General features: G+C 40.9%; 13 protein-coding genes and 1 riboswitch. Of the genes, 4 read left to right on the top strand and 9 right to left on the bottom strand.

The features are described from left to right. Window positions 1-91: 91 nt before the first annotated feature. The 4 genes from NSU02_RS05475 to thpR are packed head-to-tail and all read right to left on the bottom strand — an operon-like array spanning window position 92 to window position 2533. The gene (locus NSU02_RS05475; protein WP_339194614.1) at window positions 92-856 is read right to left on the bottom strand and encodes an NERD domain-containing protein; all 765 of its coding nucleotides are present in this window, start codon (window positions 854-856) and stop codon (window positions 92-94) included. Window positions 857-880: 24 nt separating this feature from the next. Next, entirely contained in the window at window positions 881-1567 is a 687-nt protein-coding gene (locus NSU02_RS05470; RefSeq protein ID WP_327863502.1) for an LrgB family protein, read from the bottom strand. A gap of 9 nt (window positions 1568-1576) precedes the next feature. Beyond that, window positions 1577-1954, bottom strand: a complete 378-nt coding sequence (locus NSU02_RS05465; RefSeq protein ID WP_311067008.1) for a CidA/LrgA family protein — start codon at window positions 1952-1954, stop codon at window positions 1577-1579. Window positions 1955-1978: 24 nt separating this feature from the next. Beyond that, window positions 1979-2533, bottom strand: coding sequence for an RNA 2',3'-cyclic phosphodiesterase (gene thpR, locus NSU02_RS05460; RefSeq protein WP_063386605.1), 555 nt, complete (start codon window positions 2531-2533; stop codon window positions 1979-1981). A gap of 126 nt (window positions 2534-2659) precedes the next feature. On the opposite strand from thpR, the gene cysK reads away from it, so the two are divergent. From cysK to NSU02_RS05445, 3 genes are all read left to right on the top strand, one after another. Further along, window positions 2660-3592: a cysteine synthase A gene (cysK, locus tag NSU02_RS05455; protein ID WP_063386604.1), complete on the top strand. Its 933-nt coding sequence runs from the start codon at window positions 2660-2662 to the stop codon at window positions 3590-3592. Between the two features lie 52 nt (window positions 3593-3644). Further along, window positions 3645-3745: riboswitch (guanidine-I (ykkC/yxkD leader) on the top strand. A gap of 57 nt (window positions 3746-3802) precedes the next feature. Next, a complete protein-coding gene (locus tag NSU02_RS05450; protein ID WP_339194609.1) occupies window positions 3803-4141 on the top strand; it encodes a multidrug efflux SMR transporter in 339 nt (112 codons plus the stop codon). Beyond that, a complete protein-coding gene (locus NSU02_RS05445; RefSeq protein ID WP_130157144.1) occupies window positions 4138-4452 on the top strand; it encodes a multidrug efflux SMR transporter in 315 nt (104 codons plus the stop codon). Before NSU02_RS05450 ends, NSU02_RS05445 begins: the two co-directional genes overlap by 4 nt. 7 nt (window positions 4453-4459) lie before the next feature. Here NSU02_RS05445 and pepV read toward each other — a convergent pair whose 3' ends face one another. Further along, window positions 4460-5854: a dipeptidase PepV gene (gene pepV, locus NSU02_RS05440; RefSeq protein ID WP_339194605.1), complete on the bottom strand. Its 1395-nt coding sequence runs from the start codon at window positions 5852-5854 to the stop codon at window positions 4460-4462. Window positions 5855-6014: 160 nt separating this feature from the next. Here pepV and NSU02_RS05435 point away from each other — a divergent pair, with 160 nt between their 5' ends. After that, a complete protein-coding gene (locus NSU02_RS05435; RefSeq protein WP_063386600.1) occupies window positions 6015-7316 on the top strand; it encodes an NCS2 family permease in 1302 nt (433 codons plus the stop codon). 455 nt (window positions 7317-7771) lie between these two features. Here the strand turns inward: NSU02_RS05435 and ltrA are convergent, their stop codons facing one another. From ltrA to NSU02_RS05415, 4 genes are all read right to left on the bottom strand, one after another. Continuing rightward, window positions 7772-9031, bottom strand: coding sequence for a group II intron reverse transcriptase/maturase (ltrA, locus tag NSU02_RS05430; RefSeq protein ID WP_339195682.1), 1260 nt, complete (start codon window positions 9029-9031; stop codon window positions 7772-7774). A 610-nt stretch (window positions 9032-9641) separates the two neighbouring features. After that, entirely contained in the window at window positions 9642-11072 is a 1431-nt protein-coding gene (gene nhaC / locus NSU02_RS05425; protein ID WP_162877033.1) for a Na+/H+ antiporter NhaC, read from the bottom strand. A 275-nt stretch (window positions 11073-11347) separates the two neighbouring features. After that, window positions 11348-11857, bottom strand: coding sequence for a methyl-accepting chemotaxis protein (locus NSU02_RS05420; protein WP_339194601.1), 510 nt, complete (start codon window positions 11855-11857; stop codon window positions 11348-11350). Next, a complete protein-coding gene (locus NSU02_RS05415) occupies window positions 11845-13077 on the bottom strand; it encodes a HAMP domain-containing protein (RefSeq protein ID WP_339194598.1) in 1233 nt (410 codons plus the stop codon). The genes NSU02_RS05420 and NSU02_RS05415 overlap by 13 nt, the downstream gene beginning before the upstream one ends. Window positions 13078-13178: the final 101 nt, after the last annotated feature.

Genomic DNA, 13178 nt, shown 5'->3' with positions numbered 1-13178 from the left:
TCTTCTAACAGTCTTTTTCGTCAAGAAAAAGTAAAAACATACCCTCATACTTCCATAAAGAACAACATGTAATCGAACATTTTCAAAAAATTCATTCATTAAATCGTTTTACCGCATTTGTTGCACATGATGCTAAAAGAGCCTTTACAGCTTTTAGTTGCATATTTTTAAAAGGAGAAGGCTGGCGCCGCATATTTTGAAACCAGTCGTCGTAGCTTCTCACATCAATTATTTCAATATCTGCCGGCAGCTCTGAAGCATGTATATATCCCGTTCTGTTTAATAATATTTTTCGAATTGGAAAGTTAACCTCCGCATTTGATAAAATCTGTTTTACTATATTTGCTGTCCGCTCCAATCCGATAATGGGAGATAATATTTTTTTCTCGCCTTGATCGTCCCGTTTCAGCCAAAATTTCTGTTTTGTACCGATTAATACGTTGTTTTCTTTATATTCTAATGCGGTAAGGCATACGATATCTGTTGGCCGAATGATGATAATTTCTCCTTGGACAGAGGCTTTTTTAATAAGAAAAACCGGATAATACATGACAAAATAAGTGTCAGGAAACCGCTGCAAAAAATATTTGAGCAGCGAATCCTTTTCAAAAGCTTCATCCATCGGGGAAATTTCCCGAATGGTAGAGCTTGCCCATACAAGCTGGGAGTTGAAAATCCGATCTAAAAATAATTGTTTTTCACTATCTAAGGTTGAATGAGCAAATTGGATACTCTCAAACCTTTTTTTAATTTCTTCCCACTGTTGTTTTTTCAAGCGGATAAATTGATTGGCATAACGATTTAGATCTATTTCATACCTTGATATATAATCCTCCATTTTAATCAACTGAGCCAAGATCGCGTCATCTCCTCTTTATCTCTACAAAAATAGCTGAACAACGTACGGGCAGATAATGGAAGTAAATATAGCGCTTAACGTCATCGAAATCGAACCGATTGCTCCTTCCAGACTGCCGTATTCTGCTGCCCTCGCTGTGCCAATTCCGTGGGAAGCTGTACCATATCCGATCCCAATAGCAATTGGATGATGTATGCGAAGTAATTTCAATAAATAAGGTCCAAACATCGCACCAAATATTCCTGCTATCATGACATAAACTGCAGCAAGGGTAGGATTACCTCCAATTATGTCTGTGATATCCATAGCTACCGGCGAAGTGACCGATTTGGGCGCAAGCGAAAGAATCAGTTCCTTATCTATTCCGAATAAAACAGCCATCATAATTCCTGAACACAGCCCGATAATCGTGCCGACGACAACGCTCAAAACAATTGATACAGCGTACTTTTTCAATGTTGATCGATGCTTGTACAGCGGGAATGCCAGCGCGACTACGGCAGGGCCTAGAAGCTCATCAATCCATTTTCCTCCATACATGTACGTATGATACGAAATATGAAATGTAATCAATAAACTAATGATGACAAATGTTGAAGTGGCAATCGGAACTAATAATGGAATATGGATTTTATTGTACAATTTAACCATTAGCCAATAAATCAGCACTGTAGCAAGTATCATTAAGATGGAGACTATTATTTTCATAAGCTTTGATCACTCCCATTCTGCCCAGCAGCCTGCTTTTTTTTTGGCAGCGGTCATCTGGCTGACGAAAGATGAAATGGACATCACCAGCACCGTGCTAATAATGACAATGAATACTGTCAAGATACCTTTTGATTGGAACAGCGAAAAATATTCCATCACCCCAACTGTCGCAGGAATAAATAAAAGGGCAAGATGCTTGACTAAAAAAGAGCACCCGTCTTTCACTAAATTTTGAAAAGGCTCGTAATGCAAAAGAGCGAAAAGAATCAACATGCCTATAATGCTTCCTGGAATCATTAAATGAAACAATTTTTGAAGGAACGTGCCAATAACATAAATGACATACAACAAACCTATTTGCCATATCAAATTAAATATTTTCAATTTTTTTACCCCTTACTCCTCTCATTATCCTCCAAGTGGAATTTGTTTGATCGCTTCATATTTAGGCGTTTGGTCAATATTCGTTTGGAATAAAGTAACAGAACCCACATGAAAATGTTCGTTTAACAAATATGGGGCGCTTTTCTCCTCCAAGGAAAATGAAAGCTGTCCTTCCCATTTTCTGGCGACAGTAATATGAGGTCTAAACGGACGTTCATCTAAAGAGAAATCGAAAGCTTTGCACGTATTATAAACTTCATTTCGCAACTGGTATAATAACTCGTTTTCTTTCACGCCTACCCATAAAATTCGCGGATGTTCCCGTTTCCCAAAAATTCCTGCCTCTGAAAGTTCAAGTGAAAAAGACGGAATTTTCCGGCAGGGCTCAAGCAAGCTTTCTGACAGCAAAGCAAGCCTCTTTGCATCAACATTCCCTAAAAACACTAATGTTACATGATAGTCAAAAGGATGGACGTAACGCGAAAAGTGCCACCGATCTTGATTCGCTGATATCCATTTTGTAATACTTTTTGCCGTTTCAATCGGAACATCCAATGCAAGAAAATAATGTTTTTGCATTTTTTTCTATCCTCACTTTCGAACATATTGTAGCAAAAACTGCGCATTCTTTGTATATCCGAGTTTTTCTGTCCGTATAAATTATGATATGATATGGATGGACTATATCAAAAGGAAGTGTTTTGAATGCGCGTAGTTCATAATATCGCTGATTTAATAGGAGAAACTCCATTAGTCAAATTAAACAGAATTAGCCCGAAAAACGGCGCAGATATTTATGTAAAGCTTGAGTATTTTAATCCTACCCGCAGCGTTAAGGACAGAGCTGCTTATAATATGATCGTAGAAGCTGAAAAACAAGGTTTGTTAAAACCGGGAGCTACAATTATTGAACCGACAAGCGGCAACACTGGCATTGGGCTCGCCATGAATGCGGCCGCCAAAGGATATCGGGCAATTATTGTCATGCCGGACACCATGACAGAAGAACGGATCAATTTGCTGAAAGCATACGGAGCTGAAGTTGTATTAACGCCTGGGGACGAGAAAATGCCCGGTGCGATTAAAAAGGCGCAAGAACTGGTAAAGGAAATACCGAACAGCTTCATACCGATGCAGTTTGAAAACCCTGCCAACCCAGATGCCCACCGGAAAACAACAGCTTTAGAAATTGTCGAAGCAATGAAAGAAATAGGAAAACCGCTTTCCGCTTTTGTTGCAACGTCTGGAACAGGAGGAACAATCACCGGCACGGGAGAAACGTTAAAAAAATATTTTCCTGAGATGACCATTCACGTTGTCGAGCCTGCTGGGTCACCTGTTTTATCCGGGGGCAGTCCTGGCAAGCATAAACTTGTCGGAACAAGTCCTGGCTTTATCCCTAAAACATTAAACACGAACATTTATGATGAAATACACAAAGTGAAGGACGATGAAGCGTACGAAATCACCCGCAGACTCGCCAAGGAAGAAGCTATATTAGTGGGACCTTCATCAGGTGCTGCATGTTTTGCCGCAATTCAAGTTGCAAAAAGATTATCTCCTGATGATGTTGTCGTGTGCATGACGGCTGATACAGGCGAACGCTATTTATCAAGCGATTTGTTCTTATTTGAATAACCGTTTATAAATTGCCTTCTTGCTGTTTCTGTGAGATAATTGAATCTAATTATGTAAAGTTTTCTAGGGTTCCGCAAGTGCCGTTCGCTTGGACTGGTCCGAGAGAAAACGCACAAATTGCTGTGTACACGGAAGGATAAAAGCCTGGGAGAATGACCTTATGGTTTCTCGCAGGCTTTTTTGATTGTGATGGAAAGGGGGAATTTGTTTATGAATTGGTTTTTAATCGTTGTTTCGGCGATTTTTGAAGTGGCGTGGGTCATCGGCTTAAAGCACTCAGACAATGTTTTGGAATGGATGCTAACCGTGATCTCTATTTGCATAAGTTTTTTGCTGCTTCTTTATTTAACTAAACAACTGCCGACAGGAACAGTATATACAATATTTGTCGGACTCGGCACTTTAGGAACAATTTTATGTGAGATTATTTTATTCGACGCCCATTTCAGCCCGATGAAAATGGTATTTATTTTGTCGCTAATTTGCGGAATCATCGGGCTGAAATATCAAACAAGCAAATTGGAAGCAAAAGAAGGTGACAAATCTTGAGCTGGATATTTTTAATTATTGCAGGATGCTGCGAAGTCATCGGCGTAACAGGATTAACAAAAGTGAACTCGTCGCCAAGCTTCTCATCCTTCTTTATGCTAATTGGCGGATTTATTTTAAGCTTATATTTTTTATCGCTTTCGATGAATGAAATTCCGATGAGCATTGCCTATGCAGTCTGGACAGGTATCGGCACTGTCGGCAGCACGCTCGTCGGCATGTATGTATTCGATGAACCGAAAGACAAATGGAGAATAACATTTATCGCCTTAATTATCGTTTCTGTTATTGGGCTGAAGCTAGTAGACTAAAGGACACTTATTTGGCTAATTCATAAATCGCTTGAGCGTAGATGGCTGTCGCTTTTAACAGGTCTTCGATATAAATGTATTCGTCTTTTTGATGAGCGATATCTTCCCTTCCCGGAAACAACGGACCAAAGGCGATTCCTGCCTTGAGAGATCTGGCATAAGTGCCGCCGCTGATGGAGATGAGCTCCGCTTTTTGCCCTGTTTGCTCTTCATACACTTTTTTCAATGTTTGAATAAGCGGATGATTTTGTTCTACGTAATGGGGAGCTGAATCGGAAAAGTGAATAAGCTGGCAACCAGCTATTTTTTCTAGTTTTTCTTTAATCTCGCTCCCTTTTTTTGTTACAGGATAGCGGATATTAATGCTAACGGTTTTCTCTTTCCCCTTTTCGTAATGAATAATTCCGACATTCACCGTTAACTCACCGCTTACTTCATCTTGTGTTGAGATATCCAGCTTTTTCCCTCTTGTATCTTGATAAAAATAACGATTAATCCAATCAACAAAGCCTTTTCCTTCGCCATCCAGCGGCAATGCTGACAAAAAATTCGCCAAATATATCCCGGCATTTTTTCCGTTATCAGGCTCCATCGCATGAGCGGATATCCCTTCAAGCTCGGCGACTGCACCTTCTTCATTTTGATACATTCGACCTTTTAACTGTGATGCTGATAAAAATTGCTTAAAGCTTTTTTCAACCTCTGAGAAATTTTGGACATTTCCAAGCACAGCTTTCGCAAAATCAGGAACCATGTTAAACCGTCTGCCGGAAGAAAAGCTTTTTAACACATATTTTCCTGCTGCATGTTTATTCACGCTATTCACCGAAAACACTGCATCGATTATCCCTTTTTCTGCATGAATAATTGGAAAATCAGCATCTGGCGCAAATCCGATGTCAGGCATTTCTTCATGCTTAAAGTAATGATCGACACAGCGCCAGTCACTTTCTTCATCAGTGCCAATGATCATTCTCACCCGCTTAGATAACGGAAGACCTAATTCTTTTACAATTTTCATGGCGTAGTATACTGCCATCGTCGGCCCTTTATCATCCAACGCACCGCGGGCATATATTTTCCCATCATGGATCGTTGCGCCGTAAGGATCAAATGACCAGCCGTCCCCTTCTGGCACGACATCAACATGGCAGAGGACGCCGACGATTTCCTTTCCTTTTCCCATTTCAATATGACCGGCATATCCGTCTAAATTTTTGACTTGAAACCCGTCTTTTTCCCCTTTTTGCAAAAGATGTTCTAACGCTTGCTTAATTCCTTTGCCAAACGGTGCTCCAATTTGTTTTGTTTTTTCATCGAGCACACTTTTGATTTGTAGAAATTTTTGTGTTTCTAAAATAATTTCTTCTTTTCTTTTTAACACTTCATCCATCCAGTTCATGATACGTTCGATCCTTTCTTTCTCTTATTATTTAAGTGTAACATAAAGATTCTCTTTTTTTTCAGCAAAAAAAATGTGGTTGTCTTCTTGCAAAAAAGTCAAAAAACGAATATTATATATATGTTTTTATAAAATGTTCGTATTTAATTGGAGGTATCATATGTTTAAACTAAAAGAACACGGAACAAATGTTAAAACTGAAATTATTGCCGGTTTAACCACCTTTTTAACAATGGTATATATCGTTGTTGTCAACCCAATTATCTTATCGGAAGCAGGCGTTCCGTTTGATCAAGTGTTTACAGCGACAGTTGTTGCCACGATCATCGGTACTTTATGGATGGCGCTTTCGGCAAATTATCCGATAGCGATCGCTCCAGGTATGGGAATGAACGCATATTTTGCCTATACTGTTGTTGGGGCGGAAAAAGTTAATTATGAAATTGCCTTTTCAGCAGTATTTCTTGCAGGCATCCTGTTTATTATTCTTTCGCTAACTCCGTTTCGTAAACAAATAATCGAAGCCATTCCAAGCAATTTAAAAAATGGAATTACCGCCGGCATCGGTTTATTTATTGCGTTTATCGGACTAAGATTGACCGGGCTGATCACCGATCATCCGCAAAATTTAGTGACTCTTGGGGATCTGCATTCTCCTTCCGTCGTTCTCGCTCTTGTCGGCCTTGCTATAACTCTTATCTTAATGAGCTTGAATGTTCATGGTGCACTTTTTATCGGAATGATTTGTACCGGTATCATCGCATTTTTTACCGGACAATTATCGTTTGACCAAGGAATTGTTTCAATTCCAAAACTGCCGGAAGGCATTATAATCGCCAACCCGATTGATGCAATTGGGGATGTGATTCAACATGGTTTATTTGCAGTCGTCTTTTCCTTTTTATTAGTGACCATTTTTGACACAACTGGAACAATGATCGGCGTTGCCAAACAAGCAGGTTTAATGAAAGGGGATGAAATGCCGAACGCACGCAAAGCCCTTCTAGCTGACTCAATAGCAGCAACAGCAGGCGCTATGCTCGGAACAACTCCGACGAGTGCTTACATTGAGTCTTCTTCAGGAGTAGCTGCTGGCGGTAGAACTGGATTGACAACTTTAACCGTTGCCGTATTGTTTGGTGTTGCTGCATTTTTCAGTCCGATCGTTGCTGCTGTGTCCGGCATTTCAGCGATTACAGCACCTGCGTTAATTATAGTTGGAAGCTTAATGATGGGCTCAATTGCCGAAATTAATTGGAAAGAAATTGATGAAGCATTTCCGGCCTTTTTAGTCATTTTAAGCATGCCGCTTACATCAAGTATTGCAACTGGAATTGCGCTCGGATTTATCTCTTATCCTCTCATGAAAGTCATGAAAGGAAAATGGAAAGAGGTTCATCCATTTTTGTACATTTTCGCCGTACTATTTTTCATCCAGCTCTTTTTCCTGGGAGGTCATTAATTAAGAGGCTTTCCCAAAAGGAAAATCTATTAAAAATAAAAAATGGATATCGGGCTTTTGAAATTGGAGATGCCTCTCTAAGCTGATATGCACCCCTTAAGGTAGAGCAATCTGTTTTGCCTTAAGGGGAGTTTTTCTATGTATGTCATCCATTCTAAAGTGTCTTTCCATGTATTAAGATTGGACGCAGGCTGCACCTCTATATAGTTGGAACGAACTATTAAATTTGTGGAGCATTAATCATCATAAGGGTTTATCTAGAAATTCAAGTCCTATTAAGTCATATAAACGTCGATAGGATTGTCAATAATCCTTACAAACGACTTTTTAGGCAGCCACAGTTAAAATATCATCATGATCGTAACGGTATGAGGTGTAGGTATCGAGTAGGAGGGGGTGACTAACCCCCGACCTCTCACACCACCGTACGTACCGTTCGGTATACGGCGGTTCAATTAAGTATGACGTAGTGCTTGATATCTTTCGAATAGACTTCTTAACCCTCGACGCTTCCAATAGGAGTTGTCGAGGGTTTTGTGTAGAATGGGACTGCAGGCAATCCGCCAATATTTCTTGCGTGTATTGCCCCATTCGAATGCTTTATGGCTTGGAACTTCTAATCCTCTGAGTTTCCGAATTCTTGTTTTCGGGGTTTTCCATTCTTTCCACAAACACATCCGAAGCCTTCGTCTAATCCATTCATCAAATTCTTTGAACTTACTTGGTGTTTCTGCCAAGGCAAAATATCCGCACCATCCCATTAAATACTTATTCAGTTTCTCAATCCTTTTCTCCATTGGATACGGTTTCGACCTTGATGTAATTTCACGGATCTTGTTCTTCAAACGTTTCACACTTTCGTTCGCCATCCGTACCTTTGGAGTCTTATTGAGTGTGAAGCTGAAACCGAGAAACTTCCGTTTCCAAGGACGGTCTACCGCCGATTTCTCTTTATTTACCTTGAGCTTTAACTCCTTCTCTATAAAGTTCGTAATGGAGTTCATGACACGAATTCCTGCTTTCTTTGTTTTCACATAGATGTTACAGTCATCCGCATACCGAACAAACTTATGTCCACGTTTCTCAAGCTCTTTATCCAATTCATGAAGCATGATGTTTGATAAAAGTGGACTAAGCGGGCCGCCTTGAGGCGTTCCCATGTCCGTTTCCATTACCACTCCATTGATCATCACGCCTGATTGAAGATACCGGCGAATTACCTTCAGTAGAATTCGATCTTTGATCGTTTTCGCCAAGATCCCCATCAGTTTGTCGTGATTCACCTTGTCAAAGAATTTCTCTAGGTCTATATCGACTACCCAACGATATCCTTCTTTGATATAACCCTTTGCTTCCCTAACCGCATCATGTCCCCTTCTACCTGGTCGGAAACCATAGCTATGGTTCGAGAAGGTCGGATCAAAGATTTTCGTCAACACTTGGGCAATCGCTTGTTGGATGAAACGATCCGTCACGGTAGGGATCCCTAGAAGTCTTACTCCACCGTTCGGTTTCGGGATTTCGACTCGACGGACGGGTAAGGGCTTGTAGGTTCCTTCTCTCAACGACTGTCGAATGGAGTCCCAATTTTCGTAGAGGTGTCTTCGTAGGTCTTTTACGGACATGCCATCTACTCCGTGACCTCCTTTATTCTGTTCGACTCGTTTCAGTGCCGCCAGGAGATTTTCCCGTGACAAAATCATTTCCATCAACATTGATATCCTCTCCACGTGAACGAATTCTTCTATTTGTGCCATCTTCTGCTCCACCCTCTTGAAGTCCCCCGTGGGATTCACCACTTCCTCCTTCAAGTAAGTCCTATCGGATTGTCTGCTTCCACACAGAAGGTGAACGCCTAGCGATTCGTTCTCCTTAATTGTTCAGTCCTTCCTCTTTCGTCTCGAGCTCGAAAAGAGTACTATGACTTCTGCTGACTTCTGACTGTTCAGTTATCTATCACTAGATAGGTTACCAAGGTTACTTGGCGTGCCAGCCAGACCTCCCCGGGTAAGTACATGCACTTTCACACCATCTATCCGCCTCATTTACTCGATATGACCTTCGACAGAAAGAGCTTTGTTTTGTTTCGCAAACTCACTCAATCATACCTAGCCTTATATGAGGTTCGTGTTCCTCGGACCGGTGTTTTGCCTCCAGCTTCCTTCAGATTCCGCGTCACCACGGACACCCTTGCTCTTGGCTAACCTCTACTTCTGTCTTCGGGGTTCGGGACTTACACCCTATAGTTCATGTACATGCCGGGCGCACGAACAAGAAAAGGAACGCCCATAAACGTCCCTTTTCTTATTTTAAATAACAATCCAATTATGCTTGTACATTTACACCTTTTTCGTCTAACTCGATTTTTTTCATTTCTTCAGCAGGAAGCTTCTCAATCTTGAAACCGACGAAAGCATAAATGATGGCGATCAACGGACTGATAATATTCAAAATTGCATACGGTGCATAGCTTAATGTAGCCACTCCCAAAGTCGCAGACATAAAGGCCCCGCAAGTGTTCCATGGAACGAGGGGAGAGGTCATCGTCCCTGCATCCTCCAATGTCCTCGATAAATTTTTTGCATGCAGCCCCCGTTTTTTATAAGCAGTCAAATACATCCTTCCCGGAATTAAAATTGATAAATATTGGTCACAGGCAACAACATTTGCTGTTACACAAGTAGCAACCGTTGCTGTAATTAAGCTTCCAGTTGATTTTGCCAGTTTCAGCAAAGAGTCGACGATTGTCTGCAGCACTCCGCTTGTTTCTAAAATTCCCCCGAAACTCATGGCGATCATAACTAATGAAACCGTATACATCATTGCTTCTGTACCGCCGTTATTCAATAAATTGTCAAGGACTTCGTTTCCTGTTTCCTTCGAAAACCCATAAACCGCAATACTAAAAATGTCTGAAACAGGCACACCCTGTACGAAAATTGCAACAATTGCACCCATGATGGAGCCAATGACCAGTCCGGGAATTGCCGGAGTTTTTGCTGCAATCATGCCAAGCACAATCACTGGCACAAGAAGAAGCCATGGGCTAATGACAAACAAATCGCTCAATTGCTGCTGCAATACATCAATTTCATTTGACCCTGCTCCGTTCCCTTTATTAGCAAGCCCGATAAAGAAGTAAATAATAACTGCAATGATCAGCCCCGGGATAGTCGTATAAAGCATATGGCGGATATGATCAAACAATTGCACACCCGTTATTCCGGGGGCCATATTTGTCGTTTCAGATAAAGGAGAGATCTTATCACCAAAATAACAACCAGAAACGACTGCTCCAGCAACCATGGCTGGGTTAATCCCTAAACCGATCCCCACACCCATGATGGCAATCCCAATCGTTCCGGCAGCGGTCCACGCATTTCCCGATGCAAGAGCGACAATGCTGCATATGACGGCTGCAATCGGCAAAAAGTAAGTGGGAGATAGAAATTCCAATCCGTAGTAAATCATCGTCGGAACGATTCCCGCAGCAAGCCATGTTGCAATGATCGTCCCGATGATCATCAATATGATGAGGGCCTGTAAAGATAAGGAAACGGAACTGATGATCCCTTTCTCCAACTCCCTCCATTCATATCCTAGATACTTGGCCACTATTGCTGCAACAACAGCACTCAACAACAGCGGGATATGGGCGTCGGCCTCAAATACGAACAGCCCGACGAATAAAATGACAACCATCGAAACGATCGGAATTAAGGCGACGAATAATGAAGGCGTTTTCTTTTCTTTCATTGGCATACCTCTTTCCTATTTTTTAATCTTCTATAAACTTAAGAATGCAATTATTATGCCAAATGATAATTTTCTTAAATTTTGTATTTTTATGTGTACTTCAATACAAGAAGTTATACAATCTTGCATGCAATATTCATTTGTGCATACTTGATTGGTAAGGTTCGTGCAAACGGAATCTTTCATTTTGTTAATCTGATTCATAAATTCAAGTATGGAAAAGGAAGCTTACTGGCCGCAAAATAAGACAGTAAACTCCCTTGTTTCGATTGGTTTCATATTCTAAATTTTTGCACGATTTTCAGCAATGACTCTGACATTTCAGCCAAAGAACTGCTTGCTGCGGAAATTTCCTCTATGATGGCAAGCTGTTCCTCAGTGGAGGTGGAGACAACATTGGAAGCATTTGCATTTTCATTTGCTGTTTTGGTCAAGACTTTTGCCGACTCGGACACTGCCTGAAGTTTTTTTAACACTTTTGCGGCTTCATACGAGATTTGTTCAATTTTTGATACGATCACTTCAATTTTTTCATTGATTAAATTAAATTTTTTCTCCGTCGCTTTCGTTATCGAAATTCCTCTTTCCACATTTTCATTGACTTTTTCCATTGAAGAGACGGTCTCTTCGCTTTCCTTTTGGGTTTGATAAATTAATTGTTCGATCTGTTTTGCCGATTTTTCCGATTCTTCTGCAAGCTTCCTAACCTCCTCGGCCACAACAGCGAATCCTTTTCCGTATTCTCCGGCCCTGGCAGCTTCAATAGAGGCATTCAAAGCAAGCAAATTTGTTTGCTCCGTGATCGTCCGTATGACGGAAACAATGTCACCAATTTTCTTTGCTTATTATGAAGAACTTGCAAAGAAAGATTTGATTGCGCCACCGAATTTTTGATGAGGTTTATTTGCTCGACTGTATTGTTGACAATTTTTCCGCCATCGATGATGTCACGATATGTTTCATCTGTCACTTTTTTCGTTTCTTCAGCAATCGAGACGATCTGATACGTATGTCCGGAAATTTCGTTCAGTTTATCGGCCGCTGCTTCCATCGATGCAATTTCATTGCTTGCACTGACGGCAACTGTTTCAATCGCATTAGCCACTTCTTCTGACGCCCTGACCGATTCATCCGTGCTGCCTGATAATTGCTCGGAAGAAGATGACAGCTGCTCAGCGTTCAAGGAAATATCCCTTATGATTTGTTTTATCATTACAATCATTTGCTTAAAAGTTCGATAAAGAGAGCCGATTTCATCCCATGATTTTATATCCGTTTGCAGCGTTTGTTCCGCTTCTATAATATTGCCTTCTTCCAACTGCTTTGCTGCTTTTTCCAGATATGTAAGTGGGCGGATGGTACGACGGACGTATATCAATACCGCACTGTTAAAAAGAAAGAAAATGACTATAGAGCCTGCAACAACAATTGGGAGAACATCGAAAATAACTTCTTTTGTGATCCCATCTACCTGTTCTACTGCAAGATCTACACCGATCGCTCCTAATATTTCTCCTTCCTTATTTTTTAACGGGGCATAAGCGGATACGTACCGGCTATACTCAGGGTCATCGACGATACCTGTGCTGACGGATTCTCCCTTCAGTATGGGGCTTATATCAACCGATTCCATAATCTCCCCAATTTCTGATGCCACATCTGATCCTTCGGGCTGGCCGTCAATCATGAGAACGATATCTCCCTCTTCATTCAGCTCCACTGTATACACATAAAGAGCTCCGATTTTTTCACGGAAATCATTAAGTTCGTTCCGCAATTGCCAATACAAGTCCGATTGGGTCCGATCCTCCAAAAATGTTTCATAGTCTTCCAAATTCATATGACTGGCGATGTTTTCAGATATTTGGACGGCGAACCTAGATACGGATTTCCCTGTACTGTGGTTAATGATGGTAAATATAAGGGCAATGGTTGCAAGGGTAAACAGCAGGAGACCAATGGAAATAGCAATGGAAAATTTTCTTGAAATCGATATTTTTTTCACAGCCTTCAAACCTTCCTAATAAGGATATATGTTTTTTTGAATATTGCATCATTTAAAAGTTGAGTATGATAAAACGAAGAAAATTGGAGAGAATCTCCAAC

Source organism: Aeribacillus sp. FSL W8-0870 (assembly GCF_037963755.1).
In the GTDB taxonomy this organism is placed as follows: Bacteria; Bacillota; Bacilli; order Bacillales; family Aeribacillaceae; genus Aeribacillus; species Aeribacillus composti.
This window is presented reverse-complemented; position numbering and strand designations above follow the sequence as displayed.